This window comes from Paenibacillus sp. PAMC 26794 (genome assembly GCF_000316035.1).
Taxonomy (GTDB): Bacteria; Bacillota; Bacilli; order Paenibacillales; family Paenibacillaceae; genus Paenibacillus.
Window position 1 is genome coordinate 593,107 of sequence record NZ_ANHX01000011.1, and the last position, 24,453, is coordinate 617,559.

General features: G+C 43.1%; 17 protein-coding genes. 4 read left to right on the forward strand and 13 right to left on the reverse strand.

Going from position 1 to position 24,453, the window contains the following annotated elements; translation table 11 throughout:
• Positions 1-84 precede the first annotated feature (84 nt).
• The 10 genes from D829_RS0107880 to D829_RS0107925 all read right to left on the reverse strand — a co-directional run bounded on the left by D829_RS0107880 (position 85) and on the right by D829_RS0107925 (position 16,189).
• Complete coding sequence (locus D829_RS0107880; RefSeq protein ID WP_017688324.1) at positions 85-1,293, reverse strand: SGNH/GDSL hydrolase family protein; 1,209 nt, start codon at positions 1,291-1,293, stop codon at positions 85-87.
• A gap of 17 nt (positions 1,294-1,310) precedes the next feature.
• A complete protein-coding gene (locus D829_RS0107885) occupies positions 1,311-3,527 on the reverse strand; it encodes an FAD-dependent oxidoreductase (RefSeq protein WP_152416981.1) in 2,217 nt (738 codons plus the stop codon).
• 112 nt (positions 3,528-3,639) lie between these two features.
• Positions 3,640-5,250, reverse strand: a complete 1,611-nt coding sequence (locus D829_RS0107890) for a response regulator (RefSeq protein ID WP_017688326.1) — start codon at positions 5,248-5,250, stop codon at positions 3,640-3,642.
• Positions 5,250-6,989: a histidine kinase gene (locus tag D829_RS0107895; protein ID WP_017688327.1), complete on the reverse strand. Its 1,740-nt coding sequence runs from the start codon at positions 6,987-6,989 to the stop codon at positions 5,250-5,252. Before D829_RS0107895 ends, D829_RS0107890 begins: the two co-directional genes overlap by 1 nt.
• Before the next feature lie 92 nt (positions 6,990-7,081).
• Positions 7,082-8,668 carry an extracellular solute-binding protein gene (locus D829_RS0107900; RefSeq protein WP_017688328.1) on the reverse strand — a complete coding sequence of 529 codons (1,587 nt, stop codon included), beginning with the start codon at positions 8,666-8,668 and terminating at the stop codon, positions 7,082-7,084.
• Between the two features lie 65 nt (positions 8,669-8,733).
• Positions 8,734-9,603 (reverse strand): carbohydrate ABC transporter permease, encoded by an 870-nt coding sequence (locus D829_RS0107905; protein ID WP_017688329.1) that lies wholly within the window; start codon positions 9,601-9,603, stop codon positions 8,734-8,736.
• Positions 9,604-9,616: 13 nt separating this feature from the next.
• Positions 9,617-10,564: an ABC transporter permease subunit gene (locus tag D829_RS0107910; RefSeq protein ID WP_017688330.1), complete on the reverse strand. Its 948-nt coding sequence runs from the start codon at positions 10,562-10,564 to the stop codon at positions 9,617-9,619.
• Positions 10,565-10,764: 200 nt separating this feature from the next.
• Positions 10,765-11,520, reverse strand: a complete 756-nt coding sequence (locus D829_RS0107915; RefSeq protein WP_017688331.1) for a class I SAM-dependent methyltransferase — start codon at positions 11,518-11,520, stop codon at positions 10,765-10,767.
• A gap of 20 nt (positions 11,521-11,540) precedes the next feature.
• Complete coding sequence (locus D829_RS0107920) at positions 11,541-13,817, reverse strand: DEAD/DEAH box helicase (protein WP_017688332.1); 2,277 nt, start codon at positions 13,815-13,817, stop codon at positions 11,541-11,543.
• Between the two features lie 116 nt (positions 13,818-13,933).
• A complete protein-coding gene (locus tag D829_RS0107925; RefSeq protein WP_017688333.1) occupies positions 13,934-16,189 on the reverse strand; it encodes a stalk domain-containing protein in 2,256 nt (751 codons plus the stop codon).
• A 231-nt stretch (positions 16,190-16,420) separates the two neighbouring features.
• Between D829_RS0107925 and D829_RS30660 the strand changes: the two genes are divergently transcribed.
• The 3 genes from D829_RS30660 to D829_RS0107940 are packed head-to-tail and all read left to right on the forward strand — an operon-like array spanning position 16,421 to position 19,691.
• Positions 16,421-17,431, forward strand: coding sequence for a spore germination protein (locus tag D829_RS30660; RefSeq protein WP_017688334.1), 1,011 nt, complete (start codon positions 16,421-16,423; stop codon positions 17,429-17,431).
• Positions 17,432-17,484: 53 nt separating this feature from the next.
• Complete coding sequence (locus tag D829_RS0107935; protein WP_017688335.1) at positions 17,485-18,573, forward strand: GerAB/ArcD/ProY family transporter; 1,089 nt, start codon at positions 17,485-17,487, stop codon at positions 18,571-18,573.
• A complete protein-coding gene (locus D829_RS0107940) occupies positions 18,570-19,691 on the forward strand; it encodes a Ger(x)C family spore germination protein (RefSeq protein WP_017688336.1) in 1,122 nt (373 codons plus the stop codon). Before D829_RS0107935 ends, D829_RS0107940 begins: the two co-directional genes overlap by 4 nt.
• Positions 19,692-19,854: 163 nt before the next feature.
• On the opposite strand, the gene cls is transcribed toward D829_RS0107940, so the two are convergent.
• The gene (gene cls, locus D829_RS0107945; protein WP_017688337.1) at positions 19,855-21,294 is read right to left on the reverse strand and encodes a cardiolipin synthase; all 1,440 of its coding nucleotides are present in this window, start codon (positions 21,292-21,294) and stop codon (positions 19,855-19,857) included.
• A gap of 215 nt (positions 21,295-21,509) precedes the next feature.
• Positions 21,510-21,989: a GyrI-like domain-containing protein gene (locus D829_RS0107950; protein ID WP_017688338.1), complete on the reverse strand. Its 480-nt coding sequence runs from the start codon at positions 21,987-21,989 to the stop codon at positions 21,510-21,512.
• Between the two features lie 105 nt (positions 21,990-22,094).
• Here D829_RS0107950 and D829_RS0107955 point away from each other — a divergent pair, with 105 nt between their 5' ends.
• Positions 22,095-23,063, forward strand: a complete 969-nt coding sequence (locus D829_RS0107955) for an HTH domain-containing protein (RefSeq protein ID WP_017688339.1) — start codon at positions 22,095-22,097, stop codon at positions 23,061-23,063.
• A gap of 85 nt (positions 23,064-23,148) precedes the next feature.
• On the opposite strand, the gene D829_RS0107960 is transcribed toward D829_RS0107955, so the two are convergent.
• Positions 23,149-24,378, reverse strand: coding sequence for a multidrug effflux MFS transporter (locus D829_RS0107960; protein ID WP_017688340.1), 1,230 nt, complete (start codon positions 24,376-24,378; stop codon positions 23,149-23,151).
• Positions 24,379-24,453: the final 75 nt, after the last annotated feature.

Consider the following 24,453-nt stretch of genomic DNA (forward strand, 5'->3'; position numbering starts at 1 on the left):
AAAAGAAACCTACATCCTAATTGATTGCTCAGTTGCAGTCAGATAGAATATAGGTTTTCCAAGTGTCCTATGAGGACTAATCAATTATAATGGCGGCTGCACCAATAACAACTTTCCAAGCTGAATGACCGTTTGATCATACCAAGCTGGATGTTGCCGAATATGTTCCATACTTCGTTTATTGCCACTTGCCTCAAACACGGCCGCTTTGTCAGTTTTCTCGTGATCGATCTCGAAGCGAACTGTATGTTTCCCATTCGCTAGCTCCGGCAAGAAAACATATTGATTTCGATTATGATCGTTATAGGGTGTGAATCGATCAATAAGGAAGGGTTCCCCTCCACCCACCGACACCTTCAATCGGCCAGAATCCGGACCCCCGATATCAAATAAGCCGATGTGGGTTCCCTCAAACTCCACTGTGATCGCCTCTCCGGCATCAACTGCTCGCCATAAACCGGGGAACAACCAATCATACTCACGCACTAAAGGAAAATCATCAGAGGTCATGTAAGACCACCCTGCGGAAAAATGAGTAAGATAATCCAGTGGCTGCATGGTTGCATACTCCCAAGGATTGGCCGGTACCAAAGTGTCTTGTGGCAAATGATGTTCCACTTTTCCCGGGTGATCTCGAAGTTCGCTCATTTTCTCAAATGACCTGGTGATTGTATCTGTGTAAATCTGATGTCCTTCGGGAATCGTTGGATGGATCGAATCATGCGTGAAAATAACGGCTCCGTGGATGGACACGTCTGCTCTTGAAGTAAAAATAAGCTTTCCATCCGAAACCAATTGACTGACCGCTACGCCCAGATGAATGGAAGGAATGCCGTAATAGTCGGCGACTTCCTCTTGCATAAGAGCGCCCTTCTGGTATTCGCCGGATTGAAATGAGATCAAATCCCGCTCCTTCACCGTATACACAAACAAGATATCGATAAACCGGCTGCGCTTACGAATCTGTCGGACAATGCCTTCGATCCGCGCTTTGGACTCGGGAACTCCGCCATCGTTGCCAACAAATTCAACAAACACGAGATCAGGCTGATGACGCAGTACATCTGTCTCCAAACGGGCGCAGCCAAGGTCCGATCCTGTCCCATCAATGCCTGCATTCACAGAGCGGATATCCGCATGGGGATATTGCCCCCGCAGCCAATCCGCCGTCATGACTCTGTATCCTTCAGAACGTGTATTACTCCCGCCGAAATAAACGATGGTCACGGTTTCTCCATTTTCCAACTTCTGAATGACATTAGGTAGCCCTCTTCGTGGGAAAAATTCCTTCATCACGACTTCACCCGCCCTCACTTAGCGTTTTTAGGAGCAAAAAGTTTTACAGCAAACACTTCATAATATGGCGAACCATACGTTGCAGAGAAATCAAACCGGATGTGGGTTACACCTTGTGCATGCACCTGATGTTTATTCAATGAAAGATAATTCCCACGGACTTTAATTTCACTCTCGGTCCCGTCTTCCAAAGTTAAAGTCACATCATAATCTTGAATCAACGACTCGATTGGATCGTCGAAATGCTCCAAATTCAGCTGCGAATTGAAAACAAGATGGATTTCATCCAGATTCTTGGGGCTTGCAAAACCAAATTCCAACCATTCCTGTCCTTCCGTACGTTCCGAAATCCAGACGTTCGGCAGACCATAAGGTCTGGAGAAGCCGTTGACGACATTCGCGGGATTATACATATCCTGAGATGGTATCAGATCTTTGAAGCAAATGCTCTTATTAAGCTTCTTCAGCCTGGATGGCTCTTCCGGTCTATAAAGGAAGCTCACCGCTCCAGTCATTTTCTCTTCATTGCCATACACGGCAAGGCTCGCCGTACCTTCCAATACGATGTAGATTTTGTCGTCTTCTGGCTTCTTGCAGCTGAGTTCCAGTGTAATCCAGTCATCGTGACCCGCTGAAATCACCAAGTTGTAGCTTTTCAGCTCACAGGTGGGAATATAGTTTTCCTTCCGATCCCCACCAAACAGCTTCACTTGCAACGTTTCCGAATGCTCGGATCTATTTTTAATTTTGATCTGCACACTTTCAACCAGAGATGTTTGGATCGGCAAAACCAAACATAACGCGTTCTCCAAGGAGATCTCTTCGGTTGGATGAAGATGTTCATAGCTTCGCTGAGACGAGGCACGAATCGTTAATCCGTCTGCGAAATAAGGATCTAACGGCTCTTGAAGGCCTACAATTGTTTGCCCGTCTCGAAGCAGCTGCGCCTGAAGCTCACCCATATGGGCTTTGACGATGTCCGCAGGGTCTGTATCATATTTTACGCATAACGCAGCAGCCGTTCCTACCGCCTGCCCCATACAACCACAGGTTGCCATCACCCTTGTAGATCCAAAAGCCACATGTGTAGCGCTTATATTGCGGCCAGCAAACATGAGATTTGGGATATTACGTGAAAATAAGCTACGAAACGGGATATTGTACAATCCCGGCACAAAGTTCCACGCGGTAGCCGGCCCGTCATCGTAGATGCCTTTATTTGCATGCAAATCCATATACCAACCTCCGACGGATACCGCATCTTCGAAATGAGTCTTTTCTGTAAGATCGTTCTGAGACAGCATGTGTTCCCCTATAAACCGCCTCGACTCCCGCTTTCCCGGAATCGGGCATACATAATCCAGGATAAGATTGTCTACATCATCAAACTCACCGCTATTTTTGATATAATCCCAGATCCCATACACCAATTTCCGCAGTTCCAACGCGATGTCTTCATTATTCTTGATAATATCCATATGTCCGCCGTATTCCAGCCACCACAATCCGCCAAGCCCGTTGATTTTCCTTGGAAAAGATCGATGGTTTAATCCTTTTCTGATACTATCAAAAAACTCCAGCTTCGTAATATCATACGCAAAGCCTGGCCTTTTGTAAGGAACGGAATAGTTTACGTCACGGGCTTGAAACAGAATCGTATCACCCATCGTGTAATGATCTGCCACTTCTGGAGCGAGCTCCTCCTGGTATTCATACTTCGCCTCTCTTCCCCATCGGAAGTGAGCACCTGCTTGGTATCCAACAATTCCATCACCGGAGCAATCGATATAGGTTGGGCTTTCAAAACGAAATTTTCTTTCGGAAGCCAATTGAAGGCCCTCCACCCATTGAATTCTGCCGTTCTCCATGCCCGTTTCATGCACACATGTATTCAGAAATAGAGAAATGTTGGGTTCATCATAAACCATGTCAAGCAAGACCGTATCCGAAAGTGAAAGCATAAGCTTTTTGTTGTATAACGGATTATAATGAAAGATCTTCAGTTTGAGTTCTTCCACCAACCCGCCTTCGCGAGCATAATAGGATGGACTGTTTCCGAGATATGCCGACCCGTTAATGTGAACTCTGACCTCGCTGCTCGCATTTCCACCCAGAACTGGCCGATCATTGATAAGTGAAACCAGCAACCCTTGGCGTGCGGCAGCAATGGCAGCACATATCCCGGCAATTCCTCCACCTATGACGGTTACATCAGCTTTCATAAGCTCCATTTGGATAACCTCCATGATTAGATGCTCCTATCATGGTAATGGTTTTGACCTCTTTTTTTTTACAGGATTTCGCGAAAAAATCATACATTTTTTTGTATCCTTATTTGAATTCCTACCGTGTCATTTTTATCCGATATTGCTTAGGTGTATCCCCCGTATATTCTTTAAAAAGTTTGCAAAAGTACCCTTCATTGACGATGCCTACTTCCTCGCACAATTCCAATAAAGAATAATCTCGAACGTTTAACAACTCGAGGGCGAGATGGATTTTTTTACGGTTAATGTAGCTAATCACGCCTTCGTTCATTGTTTTTTTGAATAAGCTGCTAAAATACGATGGCGCTAAATTCACTTCCTCCGCAATTGCCTCCAATGTTAAGCGTTGTTTCAGGTTTGTCTCTATAAAATGCATAGCACTCATGATCTCTGCACGATGTAATAGTTGGCCCGCATGCACGTATTCGAATGTGAAGTCGCCAATATAAGCAAGCTGCTCTTGAAATGCCATAAATTCCATGGGGAAGTCTGGAACTTCCGTGGCCATCTTATTCCCCGATTTAAACTTTACGGTAATGTCTCTGTACAAGTCTCTAATCATTGGCGCCATGATGGACTTGTGGATTTTATGGTCCGTAACAAATTGCGACAGTTCGGCAAGTGCATTGTCCAGCTCTTCCTTGGAAATCTTTCGTTTCATCCGTATAAGAAAATCAGCCAGCTTCTGCTGAAAGTCTGCTTTTTTGTCATTATGGTATTGGAACCGATGCATCGGTGTTTTTACGACTTTCTCGGTATGATAATAGAAATCCTCACTCACATTTTTAGCTTCCGTGTACGCCTGTTTGATCGATTCCCAGCCTCGGTGCGGACTTCCAAAAGCGACAGATACCCTTTTATTCAAATATTGATGCAAATGAGAGATGATCTGCCCTCCCAAGGATAGGCAAGCATATTCCGTTTCCATATCACTGCGATTATTTTCCCAGGATAAAAAGCCAATAAAACGATTATCCGACAGATCCGCAGCTACCCCACTACTACCATTCATCACCGTTTCTTCGATGATATTTGTAATCGCATACTTCAAGATGTTTTGATCTGCGGCCGCGTATTCGTTTCGGAAACTTTCATACGTATTCATCTCAACGATGAAACAGCAATAGTTGGCTTGAAAGAAATGAAACTGCATGCGATTGGCAAAATCCGATGCCCGATGAGAAGGAATTTCACCTCGGATCAGTTCGTTGAAAAATTGCTTGCGCACTCTATATTTATTTTCAAGTACGGATACGTTTAACGAGTGAAATTCCGCCTCTTTTTTCTCAAACTCATTTAAAATTCCGGCTGCTTTATCCAACGCTCGATTCAAATCGGCTTCCCTTAGCGGAACCTTTACAATGTACTCCAATACGTTGGCTTGAATCGCTCGCTGAGCGTATTCGAAGGAGGAATAGGCGGTGAGAAGTATGTATTGGGTATGGGGGAGCTCCGCCTTGAGCTGCTCAATCATGGAGATTCCGTCCATTCGCGGCATTACAATATCGGATATGACGATATCCGGTTTAAGTTTTATGATCTCCTCGATCCCATTCAGCCCATTATTCGCTTTGCCCACTAGAACAAATCGTCTATCCCTATGAGAGAGTTCATTAAAAAACAATTCCAATCGTTGAATGATCAGGTCTTCATCGTCAACAATGAAGCAGGTATAGTCTCTCCCCATTATGCATCTCCTTTTGGCAATTCTGCCGGGAATAAAGCGCGTATACGGGTTATTTCCTTAGGTATGCTTATGATATCCAGTCCAAATTGATCTCCGTAGTGGAGTCTTATTCGACCATGAATATTGTTCAGCCCGATTCGTTTTCTTTTTACTTCCTCTTCACTCGGTTCTGAGATTAAAATATGCTTTATTTTATCAGCTGGAATTCCCTCACCTTGATCAACAACTTCGATGATGACGATGCCTTCCTCCCTGTACGCATGAATCGTAATAGGGCCCTCAATTCCCCCTCCGTTATAACCATGGAAGATACTATTCTCCACAAGGGGCTGTAACAGCATTCGGAAAACTGGAAAATCCATCAGTCCTGCTTCGATATTTTCAATCAAGTGGAAGTTTCGGTTATACCGAATGTTCTGGATCTCGATATAGTCCGCTACATTGCGTAATTCCTGGCGTAGGGAAACCTTCTCAGATGCATCGTCTATCCCGTACTCCAATAATGAAATGAGCGATCCGATCACCACATCTACTTTCTCTATTTGTCCGAGACGTATCACATTGCTGATTGAACCAAGTGTGTTATACAGAAAATGTGGGTTGATTTGAGACTGTAACACCTGGATTTCCAACTTGCGCTCTAGTTCATTATGAAGCTCGGCTCGGCGAATCAGTTCAACAATTTGCTGCAGCATACGATCGAATGCTCGTGAAAGATCGCCAAACTCATCGTTTCGATTAATCGTTATTGTCGTTGTGAGGATGCCTTGTTCCACCTGCTTCATTTTTGTTTTGAGCGTATAGAGTGGTTTTCTTATATATTTGGCAACCAAAAAAGAAATGAACAAACTTAAAATAAGACCTGCAGCGAGAAGCTCGAGGTAATAGGTTTCCAATCTGGACAACGCTGCTTTTAAGCGTGATTCATCGTTGATCGAGATGATGGTCCAGTTGAATTTCTCCGTTGTTTTTTTCAAAAGGGAGACCGGAATACCATCGTTGGTAAACAGTTGAAGGTTTGTTTCTGTCGTATCCAAAATTTCTTCCGCTGACGTCTCTCCGATCGAAAAAGAATGATCTTGTATATTCAGAGGTCCTTTATTTTCAGAAAATCCGGCAATGATCTTACCTGACGTAGTGATCAGAGCCAGATTCATTTGTTCCTGTTTATTGATCTTGAACAAGGTTTCTTCAATGGCATTTAGATCCAAATCAACCGCAATGGCCATAGGAAACGGAGCACCGTTCAGATATCGAACCATCGTAACGGTCCAGCCGGAATACTTCGATTTGTAAGGTTCACTAACAAAGGTAGTCCTTCTATTCTTGTCAGCCGCATCAAATAAAGGTGCTCTTTCAGATAAAGGTTCATCGAATATACGAGTAGGTGTACTTCCACCCAGAATGGATAAATCGCTTTTGATCAAATAAATATTACTGACATAAATACTGTTGAGTTCATACAGCTCTCTTAATTGTTTTTTAATCACTTCGGTATTGTTAATGTTGGCTTTCACTGATGTTTCGACTGAGAAGAGAATCGTCTGGAAGGAGGAAAAATTAACGGTGAAATACTGGTCTACCTTGTCTAGTATTTGATTGGTGTAAAAAATGTCATTGGTTCTTATTTCCTTTTGGACATAGCGATAAGACAATTGGCTTATCAAGATGATGCAGCCTAATACAAATGCAAATACGATAAAAAATAATTTTAAAGGCAAGCTGATTCTTCTTCGCATCGATCATCTTCCTTTTAGTTCCGTTTTAAACTAAGAATAGCATATGCTAATAAAGAGAGGGGCTACGAATAGCCACTCTCTCTTCGTTTATTTTACTTGATAAGGCCGGCTTCTTTAAATTGCTGGATTGCGGTTTCCTTATATTTCTGCATGTCAAACTTGGTATCCAGCGTCTGGAGGAAATTGTCCCAGTTGGAAAGAGGCTCTTTGCCCGTCATAAATTTAACCAAGCTTTCATTAATGAAACGTGTGCGGTCAGCATCCAAGGTATCGCTAGGGTCTGGGGTCAATAAATTTCCGGGCAACGTTGGCCCCACATATTGCTGATTGTCCTTGAAAGCTTCCGCCGTCTTCGGATTCTGGAAGCTGAAGTACTCTGCATCATCACCACGGCGTGGCATTCTATAATGATCAACCCACAAGTACTTCTCTTTCATTTCCTTTGATAACTCGGAGGTTTTATTTTTGATCTTGCCGTCTACGACATCCCAATGGATGCCTTTGATTCCGTATGCAAAGTTCGGATAGGCTTCTTCATCCGTAAAGAGATAATTTAGCATGGACAAGATCCGAATGATTTTGTCCTCGTCCGCTTTTGCGGATATGGCCCATGAATTGCCTTGGAACGATTTTCTCTCTACAATTTGATCCCCGTAAGGACCTTTCATCGGAGGAATAACGATCCATTCAGGCACCTCGCCACTAATTTCTTTCATTTTCTGTTGATAATCCGGCTCCAGTCTACGAGCATCTCTGATCATGAAGCCAACTCTACCCTTAAACATCTTTTGGTCCAACAGATCAGGCGAATTCATCGTCACCCAGTCTGGGTCAACCACCTTGGCTGCCATCATTTTATTAATGTAAGCAAGCGCCTCTTTCATTTTGGGATCGATAAACAGAAATACCGGTTTATTATCTTTTATCTCAACGGCCGAAGGAGGATTGACGCCAAACATCCACATCAAGCTATCAAAGCCGTAGGTTTGCAGATTGCCTTCTTTATTCATACCGCCGATGAATCCGTACGTATCGTTTTTACCATTACCGTCCGGATCTTTCTCTGTAAAGGCTTTCATAACTTCGAACAACTCATCAGGTGTGGTGGGCACTTCCATATTCAACTTTTTCAGCCAATCGTTGCGGATGAAGAAGCTTCGACTGATACCGTTTACATTATCATAACCTGGAACTCCAATCGTTTTTCCTTGATAGGACATCGCCTCCCAGGAGTCGTTGCCAAACCGTTTCTGTAGTTCAGGGAATTGGTCCATATACGGTGTCAAATCCGCAAGAACACCTTGGTCGTAATATTGCGCAAGATCAGCACGGCTCTTCAAGAAGATCAGGTCTGGAATATCCCCGCCTGCAATGAGTGTATTCAGTTTGGTTGTTGCTTGACCCGCTTGAGGAATCATCATATCCAAGTCGATGTTCATCTCTTCTTCCAACATTTGACGTTGAATATCTTCTTCACGTGGAGGTACCGGAGCAGCAGCATTAAAAGTGCCTTGGTTAAACATTGAGATTTTCATTTTGGTTGCAAACTGGCCAGACTGGCCTAGCGAATTACCCGAAGTTGTCAATGTAACTTCTTCATTTCCCCCACATCCTGACAAAAGCGTTCCAAGTGCTAAGATTGCCGACAGAATAGCAAATGAAATCTTTTTACGCTGCATATTGACCTCTCCTCTGCTTGTATATTATCACGGTTTCCCCGTAATAAGTTAGGTTGGAACACTTTTTAACCTTTAACGGATCCCAGGAGTACACCTTTGGTAAAATGCTTTTGCAAAAATGGATAAACGATCAATATCGGGACTGTAGTTACAACAACTGTAGCCATCTGCACAGCGAACGTACTGACAGCCCCGGAATTGGCAAGCGAATCAGCGCTTTGAGTTGCGACGTTAAGCAGGATGTTGCGCAAAATCACTTGAAGTGGCATGTAGTTGGAATCATTGATATATACAATGGCATCAAAATAACTGTTCCAATGCCCGACTGCGTAAAATAAGGAAATGGTGGAAAGGACGGGTAAGGACAAGGGTAAAATGATCCTCCATAACGTCTGAAGCTCACTGGCACCGTCTACCCTCGCTGATTCCTCGATTTCACCAGGTAATTGCTCAAAAAAACCTTTGATGATCACCAGATTAAATGCACTAATGAGATTTGGAATGATCAATACCCAAGGACTGTTTAACAATCCCAGAGAGCGGATTAGTAAATATGTCGGAATTAACCCCCCACTGAACATCATGGTAAACACAATGAAGAGTAAAAACGGACTTCTTCCGGGCAAATATTTTTTGGATAACGGGTAGGCCGCGATCACCGTAAAAAACACATTTAACGCAGTCCCTACAATCGTTCGGAACAACGTAATTTTATACGCCTGCCAGATCCCATGAGAAATGAATACTTCTTTATAGGCCAGAAAGGTAAAGGATTCTGGTATAATCACAATTCCTCTTCTTAATACTTCCGATTCTGGCGTTACGGAGACAGCAACCACATATAGGAAGGGCAGCACGCACAGTAGGGATAACAAAATAAGAATCACATAAACGACGGTTTGCCAGACTTTTTCCCCGATTGTCAAATGGATCATTCTAAAGACCACCTCACCAAATTTGCCCATCGAATTTTTTAGCGAGCTTATTCGCTGCCAATACTAAAGCAAATCCGATGACAGCTTTAAACAATCCTACAGCCGTAGCCAAGCCAATCTTAAGACGCTCCAACCCTTCCCGGTATACCCATGTGTCGATAATATCGATCTTCTCCTGGTTAAAGGTGTTGGCAAACATGAATATTTGGTCAAAGCCCGCATCCAGGATATGGCTTAATTTAAGAATCAGCATCAGAATAATGACTCCTCGAATGCCAGGTAACGTGATATGCCAGAGCTGTCTCCATTTAGAAGCGCCATCCATTCGAGCCGCTTCATATAAGCTTGGATCGATTCCTGCCAAGGCGGCAAGGTATAAAATCGCCCCCCATCCAATATCCTTCCATACTTCAGATAAGATGATCAGCATTCTGCCCCAGGCAGGTTCCGTTAGAAACGAGATGGGTTCAACACCTAAATCCTTCAAAATCATGTTAAAGAGACCATCGCCTGGGGCTAGTAATGCTACCATAATTCCATAAACAATGACCCATGACAGAAAATGAGGTAAATAGGTGATTGTCTGTACGATTTTCTTAAACCATTGGCTATACACTTCATTGAGGAGTAAAGCAAGTACGATGGGTGCGGAGAAACCGAACAATAGCTTATACAGCGATATGACGATCGTATTTTTCATGATGTCCCAGAAATAAACGCCGTTCATAAAATCCGTAAAATTCTTGAATCCCACCCATGGGCTATCCCATAGTCCCAGAGCCAGGTTGTAGTTTTTAAAAGCAATCATGATTCCCGCCATAGGAATGTATTTGAATACCGCAAAGTAAATTAAGGCTGGTAATAAGAGAGCATACATCACTTTGTACTTTTGTATCGTCCTTATCCATGTCTTTCGCTTTTTGGAGATGGGAATGGCGTCCGCTGCCAATTTTGCTTGCATTTCATCACCTCGTCTTTGTTTGTATTTGTATAATAGCACCCGCCTATCGGATAAATTTCTGAAATATCAAGAATTTCTTATAAGATTTTAAGGAAATGTGCTTGGGTTCGTTTCAACAGCTAATCCCGGCAAGTGCGACAAGAACTTGTTCTACTAAAATAAAAAAAAGCCGCTATAATAGCGACTTTCAAATGCCGTATTTATACTTCTCCCCAAAAAATCTCAGTTTCATAATCGAATTCAACAATACCCTCTTGATTATTTTTATCAAATAAATGCCGCAGTTCTGTCATAATAGGATCGTAATTTGCATGCCCTGGTACAGGGCTGTAAGAAGATGATAACAACCGGCCTTTCAATCCCTCGAAATCGAACTCCTGACTCATTTTGAATCGCATTTCATGCATTGAACCTTCCTTGAAAAAAGAGAGCAATATCGCCTGAGAAATATTTTTATGATTAACTTTTTCGTAATCGGTTCCATATGTATGGAGCAGTTGATTGTACTCTTCACGAAATGGAGTACCGTTAGTAAGACGTGAATTCCAGATGAGTATTACTTTCCCACCTGGCCGTAGAATTCTGCGAAACTCGATTTGGGCTGCGGAGCGATCAAACCAGTGAAATGCCTGAGCGCAGACAATAAAATCAACCGACTGATCAGGTAATCCAGTAGATTCAGCAGAACCTGATGTACTCTGAAATTTCGAACTGTTTATTAAAGTTTGCTCGGCGGCTTCCCGCATTGCCTGATTTGGCTCGACTGCGACTACACAGCTTCCGCGTTCCAGAAGTAGTTTTGAGATGATGCCAGTACCTGAACCGATTTCTGCTATATTACTGCTCACACGTAAACCAACGACGTCGTACAAATAGTCAATAGCCTCTTTTGGATAACTCGGGCGGTATTTCAAATACGAATCGACCCGGCTCGAAAACCGTTCTCTATTGTTCATCGATCGTCACGCTCCCATCACTATTTTGACATCCTATATACTGGCTTCAGTAATAGCTTCAAAATCTTACTGACCCAAAAAGCAAATACCGTCGTTCCGGTCCATGAGCTGCGCTTATCTTGGCTGTATTGATCGTTGATCATATAAGTCCGAGTCGAAATAGGACTCTTCAGACCGAACTGTTCCCATTTCTCGGGTTCATTCGAACCTCCGAGTTTTCTAAGCATATTCGCCGACTCATGATCTATTTTAGCCGGAATTTGCTCGAATGCTTGGGTGATTTGCGTATGAAACTCGTCGATTGGATTGCGACTGGTAATGCTCTCGAGATGGATGCTTTCGCGAATGTAAGAAACGTATGCGAGATGGTCAGCCCAGAACTCGTCGATATAAAAAAGCCGTACACGCCGCTCCGATGGACTCATCAGTCTCTCAGCTTTCAAAATTCCGAGCCGTTCTTCATATAGAATTCGCCTCTGATCCTCCACCATATCCGAATAACAGTTCAATTCCCGCTGAATATCGAAGTTTTGACCTATAATAACGCGCTGGATATGCTCGATTTTGCTGTGGAGCGCCGGATCATCAAGAACCTCGTCCTGATTTGGAGCGCGAAACAGTTTATGAATGCCAAAGCGAAGCATCAACTCGTCCTCCAGGCTAATATAAAATACGGAAGACCCAGGGTCACCTTGGCGGCCGCAACGTCCGCGCAACTGGTCGTCAATCCGCATGCTTTCGTTCACATATGTACCTATCACGTATAATCCGCCCAGTTTGGCAACCACTTCTGCCTGTGCGGGATTACCGCCGCCGAGACGAATGTCGACGCCGCGCCCTGCCATATTCGTAGATACCGTTACCGCGCCTATTTCTCCCGCTTTAGCGATGATTTCGGCTTCTTTTGCATCATTTTTTGCATTCAGAACCTGGCAAGGTACGCCATCAGCGGCAAGCGCCTCCGCCAGCATATCAGACTCCTCGACGCTTGAAGTACCAATAAGAATGGGACGTCCCATCCTATGGACGGAAGAGATTTCTTGTACGAGCGCCTTATATTTGGCTTCTTTATGGGTGTAAATTCGGTGCTTGTGGTCGATCCGTATGTTTGGCGGGATTTGCACGACTTGCAGCGCATAGATATCCTCAAATTCCATTGCTGAAGCGTGCGCCGTAGCCGTCATTCCGCAAATTCCCGAATACAGGCTAATAAAATGTTGAATCGTGATCGTGCCGAGAATTCTCCCACCGGCCTTCCACTGCAACCCTTCTTTTGCCACCAGCGCAGCTTGCAGCCCGTCCGGCAAATACCTGTTCTCGGCCACACGTCCGGTGTGTTCTTCGATTAGCTCGATTACACCGTCCCGGACGATGTAATCGACGTCTTTTTTTAATAACGATTCCACATGCAGCGCACAATTCAATGACGTTAACCAATGACTGTTATGGCTATCGTACAAATTGCCACATCCCAGCAGCAACTCCGCTTTCGCAGCACCCGCTTCATTCAAGTAAACGTTCCGCTGGAACTCGTCAAAATCGTAATGCTCTCCTGGCCGCAGCTGCCGGGCCACTTCTGCGAAAAGATTACCATCACTCTTGGAAGCACTCGAATCGCCACTAATGACTAACGGCACCCGTGCTTCATCAAGAAGCAATGAATCTGCTTCGTCGACGATGACGTAATGGAAAGGACGATGCACGGTATCCGCTTCATTAAATGCGATTGTGTCACGCAAATAATCGAACCCTGCTTCTTTAGCCGTAACATAGGTTATGTCCTTGGCGTAAGCTTCCCGTTTCTCTAACAGGCTCATGCCGGCTTGAACCGAGCTTACCGTTAACCCGAGGAAACGGTAGATCGGGCCCATCCACGCTGCATCTCGATTTGCCAAGTAGTCGTTAAAAGTAAGCACATGAACACCTTTGCCTGTCAAAGCGTTGAGATAAACAGGCATAACAGCAGAGAGTGTTTTTCCTTCACCGGTATGCTGCTCGATCAAAAATCTCTCGTGCAAAGCAATCGCAGCCATAATTTGCACATCGTAAGGCTGTAATCCGACTGTTCTTTTCGCAACCTCGCAGACTAGAGCATAAGCATCAACAAGCAGATCATCCAAAGGCTTGCCTGATCTTGCTTCTTCTTGCAGCCGAAGAGATTCCGCTTGCAGGTGCTTATCATCCCAAACTTCCAAGTTTCGTTTCCTGATAAGCTCCACTTTGTCTCGATAATCCTTCAACAAACGCCGGTTATCCCGCTCTTTGAATTCACGTATCAACTTGACGACTACATTCATCGGAATTTGATTCCTCCTTAGTAGAAATAAGTTGTGAAAAGAAAAGACTCCATATGGAGTCTTTTCTGTCGATGATTAACGTGCCACCAAACCATCTGTTATAAGAGACACCTACATTACTTCTCCGATGGGAGTGGTGTAAAGAGCAGATTCACCGGCAGGTTGCTTCCTGGCGCGGCAGAGAATAGAATCGTTACGCTCTCTCCAGATGATCCGGTGCGGTAAAGAACGCTTTGTTCACTTGAATTGGCAACGGCAACGTTACCTTCAGCAATCGATACCAACTGATTGTTCACCAGAGCTACTCCGGAATACTTCCCTCCACGAGGGTTAAAGGAGATAAGCGTACGCGGTGCAACATTGGTCAGCGTGATTTTGTACAATACGCCGAAATTACCCGCATTGGATGCGTCTGTGTAAGCCATCGGATCTGTTCCTACCAGATTGGGATCGCTTGAATTGTCACCAAGTGGCAGACGGGCCGGTTTGGTTCCCACGTGCTCATCGTACTTTATGATGCGAGTCGCATTCGGATACGTACCCCGGTTGTGCACTCCGTCACGATCCAGCACAGGTAGCAATGGCAGAGCCTCAAACGGATCTTTATTTTCTTCCACCAGGATAACGTTATAGTCTAGGGAATAATCACTATAAGCGTCCGAATAGAGAGAAATGACTTGTCCTTCTTTCATTGGCGTTTTATTAAGTTCTGTCAAAATCAATTTGCTTTCCCCAGGTTGAAGGTACTCTTTCTTTTGATCCGCTCCAGTCTGAATGGACTTGAACCATTTATCAATAGACAATTTCCCAGCTACGGTAGCATACGGTGTAGGTCCGGCAAAGCCCATATTCTGTTGTTCAAATACGGCTGGATTTGGATTGTTATTGGTTGCAATCACATACATTTTTACTCTTTTGCCTGTATTGTTCACGTGATGAATCATGAAACGGGTCTGCCCTGAAGATGATTCTTTATATACAATGCCTTCCGTATTCACAGTTTCCGGACTGTTACTGCGGATCAGCAAACTTGGCTCATCCATGTACGTATAAGGCACTTTCTCCATCGTAGTCACTTCGCCGCCGTTAAAGGTGAATTTCTGTCCTACAGGCGTGAAGAGTAAATTAAAATCGGTAAATGAATATAAGGTCTCATTCGTTATGGTAATGACTTTGGAGTACGTGTTCGTAGCACCGTGATTGTCCGTAACCGTAAGAGTCACCGTTTTTGGACCCGGTTCAAAGAACGCAAGTGAATTATTCTCCCATACCGCTTTATCAATATTATTTTCGTCATCTGTACTTTGGTCTGTGTATGTTATTTTTTCGCCCATTTTATACTGTTCTTTATCCGTGGCGAACATGGCTACAGGAGGAAGATTAGGAGCCAAAACTTCAATCGTAGTTGAATAGGGATCGCTCCATTGACCGTTGGAATCCTGTACTTGATATGAAATCGTATATGTACCTGCTTGATCATATGAATCCTGGCGACCTGTCCAGCGTTCGTCAACGATATCCATTCCATTGGGTGAACTGTTAGAAGTCACGTAGTCTACTTGATCTCCTGCAAAGATTTCCTTTTGGGAAATGGTAAAGCTTGCAACAGGTTTCGTATTCAGATTCAGCACAACCGTCTTGGCTGACTGATTCACTTTATAGGTGATGTTCAGGGCTTGAGTAATGGAAGTTAACGGCACCATGAACGTACTTTTTTGCTGATAAGCAGGGCCTTTCATCGTTCTGGTCTCTCCATTTACCGTATAGTCCTTGCTGTTCGTCTTGAATCGGAGTTCATCCTCACCACTAATAATGATGGTTTCCTTGGTTTTGTTATCGTATTTGACGCCATATCCCACACGGTCAACCAGCGCACGGATTGCAACATAGGATACACCGTTTTTTACAGCCATTGGCTGTCCAGCAAGATACGTTTTTCCATCCTGCTCCATTTTGTTGCTATTCATGTACAACGTCAGATTTCCACCTGCTACTGCAGGAGACGTCCCATCAACGGATGGTTGCTCTATCTGAGCAGGTGTAGCTGGCGTTTCAACCTTCTCAGGGGTCTCTCCCCCATCCAATGCAGGTTTCTCGCTATCTGTTTTAGGTGTTGCCTCAGTGCCGGTTGAGGTTTGAGTGTCCTTGGCTTCAGTGGGCGGAGTATTGATAGATTTGTTATTGCTCTCCGTCTTCACTTCACGCTCTGCAATCGGCTGCTCTTGTTTTAACACCTCAACTGATTCTACATTGGCCGTGTTTACTGACGCGGTGTCACCTTGCGGTGCTGATTGCGCATTCACAGAACCGACTGCAAATGCTTGAAAAACGGCTAAAGCGGTAAAAATGGATAATTTCTTCTTCATATTCATGTGTTGTCTTTGGCTCCTTCTACTCTCTAGTAATGTATAACCCCTCAAAAAGTCATAATATTAGACGCTAGATTTAGGAAAAAGTTTCTAATTGAATTGTAAATTATGGATTTTAGTGCAGTTATTTTTCAATGTTTGGTTATAAGTTCTTTGAATAAGAAGCGCCTATTGCATAATAGTCTTGATTTTGTACAAGATAATCCATGTCGCATTTGATAAAGAGGTGGATCAATGACCCCAAGCAATCAGGCATTCTCTGAATTAAATATGAATATTTCTTATGTGGAACAGTCCCTCTACTGTACTGACGATTTGAGACAACAACAGTTTCTACTTAATGGTGTACAGAGTGTGCTTCTCTATATCGATTCACTTGTAGATCAGGAGATCATTCAAACACATGTCTTAACAGCACTGAATGGCCAAGCTCATTCGGAAATCTACCCATCGTTCACCACTTTAGAAAGTCGAAAAGACACGGATCTGCAACGTGGAATAGACTCACTTATTCAAGGGAAATGTCTTTACATAGTCGACGGGCACCCGGAGTTTTACATTCTTTCTACCGAAAAAGTGTATGTCCGTAGCACAACCGAACCAGAAAACGAAGGTGTTATTCGAGGGCCACACAATGGATTCGTAGAGCAGCTTTCCGTTAATTTGAATCTGATCCGTAGACAAATTATTAGTCCATCTTTAATCGTTCGATATTTTACCGTCGGCGAGAAGACACATACCAAAATTGCAGTTGTATATCTTCAGGACTTGGCCAATCCGGAGTTGGTGAACGAAGTTAAAGAGCGAATCACATCCATATCTTCAGATATGGTGCTCGCACCAGGCTTTATTGAAGAGTTTGTGGAGGATAACCCCTTCTCTCTGTTTCCTCAGCAGCTCAATACAGAAAGACCTGACCGGGTTATTGCCAACTTAATGGAAGGACGCGTCGCCATACTTGCCGAAGGAAGTCCGTCAGCTCTTATTGCTCCAGTTACGTTTTTTGCTTTTTATCAAAGTCCGGATGATTATCATGGTCGCTGGATTGTCAGTTCCTTTTTACGGTTAATTCGCATGATGAGTTTTATCATTGCTTTTACATTACCTGCTGTTTATATTGCTACGATCTCTTTTCACTCCGCTATTTTACCGATCGAGCTGGCACACACAATCAAGAAATCATTGCAGAACATCCCCTTTCCTGCACTTGTAGAGGCAATGTTGCTTGAACTGATCTCCTCATGATGCCCGCCCGCAGCGGCTGAATCAGCAGAAGTTCTCTAGGAGTTGGAAAAAACGTGAATAAGGAAACAACAATCACTCGGGGACAATTATTCTTGCTCATTATGAAATTTGAAATCGGTGTAGATATATTGTCTCTCCCTTATCGGATACATCTTTTGTCAAAAGGTGGTGGGTGGATCTCTGTTTTCCTTGGAAGGTTCCTGATTCAACTTGTCATACTGTTGTGCTGGCTTTTGATGCGAAGATTCCCGAGTTCGTCCATTTATCACATCGTAACGCTGATTACGGGTAAATGGATTGGCAAGTTGCTGATCATTGCCTACGTTGGATATTTCCTATTAATGGGCACTTCTGTTCTGGTGAACGCTTACGGTGTGATTAACCGCTGGATGCTGCAGGATACGCCTCGGTGGGCTATATTAGCCCTCTTCTTGTTCAGCAGTATCTATTTGGTTCGGCAAAAATTACGAATCATTGCCCGAGTACTGGTACTCATCTCCTTTTTGGTCTTGCCCATGATGGTATTGATCAGTTATGGACTCAAGGAAATCAATCTGTTATATCTTTTGCCGTTAACCGAAGCGGGATGGCCCAATATCATTAGTGGATCAACCGAAACATTAATGGCTATGTTCGGATTTGAGTTTTTTCTCGTTGTGTTTGCTATGGTTGAAGGTAGCAGCGGTGGCAAACTCAAGTCTGTTGCTTTAGCAAGTGCTGTAGTCGTGGTGTTGTATGCATTCACCGTGTTCATTTGTTCAACGGCGTTCAGCCCCCAGCAACTTGACTTAATGCCTGAACCGGTCATATATCTGCTCCGCTCTATCCCACTCGGAACAATGGATCGGGCCGATTTCCTGTTCCTCCCTATCTGGTTAATTTCAATTTTCGGGGCCATATGTGGCTATTACTATACGGCATCCTATGGTATAAGTTATCTCTTCAAACAAAAACACCATAAAAAAGCGGTGCCTTATGTCGTTCTTGCTTCTTGCATAATTGCGTATCTGCCACAACAGAAGGAAAAACTTGAGTTAATTAGTACGATAGCCAACAGATCGGCATACTTTTTTCTCATGATCCTGCCTCTGCTCCTGTTGGTTCTATCTTATATAATGAAACGAAAAGAGAAGATGATATGAGTAAACGGGGGAAAATCCTCATCCTGCTGACCCTGCTCATGGTGATGACGGGATGTTGGGATCAGGATAGTTTAAAAGATGCAAGACTAGCTAATGCTTCGGCGTTTGACATCACCTCAGAGGGTGAAATTAAACAGACGCTTGAAATTGTCGATGATTCTGAGAGTCAACAAGGGAGCAGCGGTAATGAAGTCCACTCAGGCACAGGGAGATCCGTCCGTCAAAGCACGGATAGGATTCGCGCTAAAGTGACTGGTGATATCCGGTTTTTCAAATATGGGATGATCTTATACGGCAACAAACTCGCACAAAATGATATCTACCCCTACCTGGACGTCTTATATCGGGAACCCGATTACCCAACCTCACATGTGAAAATTGCGATTGTGGATGGCGATGCCGGAGATCTGTTACACCAAAAAAAAGTTGGCAGCATATTGATTGGTGATTTTATTACGAAAAAAATTAAGAGTCTGGAGGAATTATGTATTTTTCCGGAAATGACGTTAGAGACCCTTCTCCCTCCCATGCTGGATCCGGGACAGGATTTTACACTGCCTTATCTATATAAGGATGGAGAGGAGATTGATGCTCGGGGAATCGCCCTGTTTCATGGGCAAAGGTTCAATGGGAGTCTTACTACCGAACAGGCTCCTCTATACATTATTATGAGTGGGAAATGGAATAAAGCAGCGCGTTTTGTCAAAAAGGTCCACCCAGGGCCTTCCAACAACCCGCGGAACTATGTCACTTATGAAGCAAATATCGCACAAATTAAGCGCAAACTTGCGGTAAAGGTGGCAAGTGATAGCCAAATTGATGTGAACCTCCGTATCGAACTTCCAGTAACGATCGTTGAGTATGCAATGAATCATCTTCAGGAAAAAGACACGATTGAACGTCTGAACAGCCAGTTATCCGATGACATGACTCAGGACGCAGAACAGATTATCAAGACACTTCAGCAAAGTGGTTGTAATTCCTTCGGTATTGGCAGACATTTAATTGCCCATTACCCGGACTTATGGAAGAGCCTAAACTGGAATAAACAATATGCCCAAGTTCGTTTTCACCCGGAAGTAAAGGTTACAATAGTCGGCAGCGGCGTTTTAAATTAATAACATGCTGTTGTGCAATTGGGAAAGCTCTCTTCCATTTGGAAGAGAGCTTTTAACTGTTGACTTAAAAAGAAAGATTTGCTAATACTCTAGTCGTTAAGAAGCACTTCAGTGAAAAGCTTTATCGTGCCTGGTTGAGTATAACATCGGCAGTGAAGCTGACCTATAAAATAGGTGAAAGAAGACGTGATATTCCTTCTTTAAATTTGATAATAAGGGACCTATTTCTATAACGCTCAGAAGTAAGTTCTGTACTTAACTGGCTATCTTGATGAAACAATTCTTGAAGTTGTTTCGCAACTCGCTCGTCATATACAATTGCATTCACCTCAAAATTCAACCTAAAGCTCCGGGAATCAATATTCATCGTCCCTACGGAAGCGACTTCTTCGTCTACTACAATGGTCTTTGCGTGTAAGAATCCATTATCATATAACAGAATCTTGGCTCCATAGTCCAATAATTCACCAGCATACGCCCAAGTCGCCCAATATACAAACGGGTGATCGGGCTTATTGGGAATCATAATGCGCAGATCCACCCCGGATAGGAGTGCGATTTTACATGCATCCATAAAAGTGCTATCAGGAATAAAGTAAGGCGTTTGAATATACACACTCTTTTTGGCATTTACTATAAGCTTAATGTACATATTCTTCAGGTGTTCCACCTGTGAGTTAGGACCACTAGACACAATCTGAACTGGACTTGAACCATCAAGCCTTGCTGTGTTGAAGGAGAATTGTTCGTAACTTAATTGATCGGATTTGCTGGCGTGTTTCCAATCCAAAATAAACCTTCCTTGAATATGATTAACGGCATCTCCGTGCATTTTAAAATGTGTATCACGCCAGTATCCAAACTTTTTATCCATGCCTAGATACTCATTTCCCAGATTAAATCCGCCAATATAAGCAATCTCCCCATCAATAATACATAGTTTTCGATGATTTCGATTATTCATACGGAAATTTAATGGCCTAATCAGTGACGGGAAAAAGACCTCTACTTCTCCACCGGCAGAGATCAGTTCTCTAAAAAACTTCAATGAAAGTTTCTTTGAACCAATTTCGTCATAGAGAACTCGCACTTTTACGCCTTCTTTAGCTTTTATGGTTAATTCATCTCGTAATTTCTTCCCTAAGGAATCCGGTTGAATGATGTAATATTGGATGTTAATCTCTTTCTTGGCTTTCTTGATATCAGCAAATAAAGAATCAAATTTCTCTTGTCCATCATCGAAGATGAATATCTCATTGTCATTGGTTAGGATTGCATTGGATGAAGTGAGATTCAATTGAATCAGGTCAGCATATTTCATGAGCAGGGGGTTGTTTTCCTTACGTTGCTCCTTCAATGTCACTAATTGGTTCTCGACAATTAACTTTAGGGAGTTTCTCTCTTCAGCTGAAAGCCCATAGAAATTTTTCTTTTTGAGGTTACGGCCCAGAAAGAGATAAACGATAAAACCTAAAATAGGAATGAAGTAAAAAATCATGAGCCAGGCCCAAGTATAACCGATGTCTCTCCTTTCAAAAAACAAAAATACCGCTGAGAGTAATATGTTCATAATCATAACGAGCGAAAGTATCAGCGTGACCATACTGCTATATCTCCTGCCTTCCATTGACTTTATGTAAATAATAAAAAGTGCTTATTACTTAGCTATTCTCGAATGAACCCGTCATCACAAAGAATATGATAACATACTTGAGGAAAACTAAATCTATTAAATGATAATCACTAGACATCGAACTGAAAAAGAATCCACTTCCTATAAAAGAAGGGATTCTTTCACATTGAATATTTATGCTTCGGTTAGTTCCTTACAACAGGAATCCACATTTCACCATATACCACGCCGTTTCTCTCTCCCATTTCAACCGTTGCATTCGGACCGCCAACGTAGGCATAATCCTTTTCTACAGGTAGGGCTTGACCAAAGGCAATGCCAGTAAGCATATTACTGAGCGCATCAGCCGTCTCTGCTTCGCCCTGCACAACCAGGTATTTTCCCTTAGGGAATTGAATCACTCTCGTTGCTTCTGGCAGAGATTCTTCTGTCATGACCCCAGCATAATGCATCATCTTGTTATTCACTGCTTCGTTTACGGCAAGAATGTATTCATTTGTTGCCAGGGACTTTAGTTTGTCTAGGCTTCCATCTTCTTTCACTGTAGACCAAAAATCCGCTTTCTCCTTGTTGATGCCAGCATAATCTGTGTAGTCGCTCTTAAGATCTGTTCCAATACCTAAAACGATAAAGCTGTCTTTTTCTTCGAAATGATAATTACTCATGGTTTACACCGTCCTCTTTAAATTTTCAATTGATTTGTGTTTTCACTTGATAGGTTTATAATAACCTTAAATCATGTCAGAATATGATACTGTTTAGGGGGCCCAATGAAAAAGGTTGAACGCATAAATATCATCACGCGGTATATCAATAATCGTGCCCACTTTACCATCTCTGAAATCATGCGAGAATTTAACATTTCTCGTTCGACAGCCATTCGAGATATCAGAGAAATTGAAGCCATGGGAATGCCACTTGTCGCTGAAGTTGGGCGGGACGGGGGTTATTTTGTCATGAACAACTCCCTCCTGCCCACGGTCCGGTTTACCGATAATGAAATCAAAGCGTTATTCATTGCCTTTATGGCGACAAGAAATCAACAACTTCCTTATCTGAAGAGTCGTCAATCTTTGGCTGAAAAATTATTGGGCCTCATCTCAGAAAATCAGCAAGATGACCTTGTGCATTTGAATCAAATATTGCTTTTTGAAGGGACCAATCCCCATAATCCAGACTTGCTTGATCTGTCAGACCTGCCTCACCCTACCTTAGAAAAACTCATCCAAATTCTTCTTATAGAACGTGATTTGTTAGTTACTGTTCAAGAAGAGAAGGAAACAAAGTCTTATCCTATTGTGCTCTTGCACCTTCATCATCAAAAAGGCCATTGGATCATTGAAGGTTTTGACTTGGAGGAAGAAAAAAGACGAATCGTATCAGTTGACAACCTCATCCATGTCGAAGCATACCCGGCGAAAAAAAGACTGAGTACAAAAAAGATTGTGGAACAACTAAAACGAAACACGCAGGAAGAAGTTATCAACCTTGTCCTGGAACTTGGTCCAAAGGCGATTGCGCAATTCAAAAAATACCATCCTTTAAGGTTTTCAATTGCCTATACGAATCCATACCAAACTATGGCCCTCCTAAAGGCATTTATGAATGTTCATAACTCAGAAGAGTTAACCGAAATCACCAATTGGTTGCTTTTTCTAGGAGAAGATATCAAGGTCAAGGAGATTCCGGAAGAAGTCCTGAATGCTGTACAAGAGAGATTAAGCTTATTCTGCCCTTAAACCAAAAAAAGCCGCTGTGTTAGCGACTTGTAATGGAATCATGTTCATGTCTCACGCCAATGCTTGGCGAGCTGTTCCTTCTATACTAAAAGTCAGCATTAGACTGGGCATGATTAGGTGTATGCTGCGAGATTTTTTTAACGAGTAGAAAATAAGTAACAATCGCAATAATACTGGTCATTAATAAAGTGAGTCCTAACGGGACGGCAGTGTCCTCACCTGCGATACCGACCAGAGGAGCAACCAGTGCACCGAGAAGAAAAGGAACAACGCCGAGCAGTGCTGCTGCACTTCCGGCCATCTTAGCTTGACTCTCCATGGCAAGCGGGAATGCCGCTGTAGACGTAATGCCGATCGAGCAAACAAAGAAGAACAACGGAATGACCAAAGCGAAAAGCGGACCGTGAACCAGAGTTACCACCAAGGCAGCAACACTTGCTATTAAAGCAAGCCATAGTCCCGATAATAACAGGGTCTGCTCAGGGATACGTTTTGCCAATCGACCCACGATTTGAGATCCGATGATCAAGCTGATGCCGTTCGAAGCAAACAGTATAGCAAATACTGTAGGTGTGACTCCATATATATTTTGGTAAATAAATGGTGTTCCTGCCACGTAAGCAAAGACCCCTGCCGTCATGATTCCCTGTGCCAGCATGTAACCAACAAACTTTCGGTCACGCAGAAGCATTCTGTAATTACCCAATTGTTGTTTGAATTCAGGAACCATACGTCTTTCGACAGGATGTGTTTCTTTTAAACTCCACTTTGTCATGATTAATAAGAAAATCCCCAAGAATGAAAGGCAGATAAATACGCCAATCCATGTTGTGAATGAAAGAACCCCACTTCCCGCGATGGGTGCTGCCAGAGGCCCCAAATTCCCTACAAGCAACAGCAAAGAGAAAAATTTAGTGAGTTCATGTCCACTGTATAGATCTCTAGCTATCGCACGGGAAATGACAATTCCCGCTGAAGCCGCAAATCCTTGCGTGAAACGAAACAAAATCAATAGTCCGATATTCGGAGCAAAAGCACATGCCAAGGAACAAATAATATAGGCTGCCATACAGATCAATAATGGTCTACGTCTACCGTACGCGTCACTCAAAGGACCCATAACAAGTTGTCCTACACCGAGTCCTAATAAACAAGCAGTAAGGCTAAATTGTACAAGTGATGCCGTTGTATTCATATTTTGTGCAATCTCCGGAAAAGCCGGTAAATACATATCAATCGTAAATGGACCTAATGTAGAAAATAAACCTAGTAGTACTGCAAGTCCAAAAACATTCCAATTCGTGCTCTTTGCCATGATAAATAAAATCTCCAATTCCATATATAATTTGCAAGCCTAATCGGAGTATAAGACCTAGAGTTAACTGTAGGT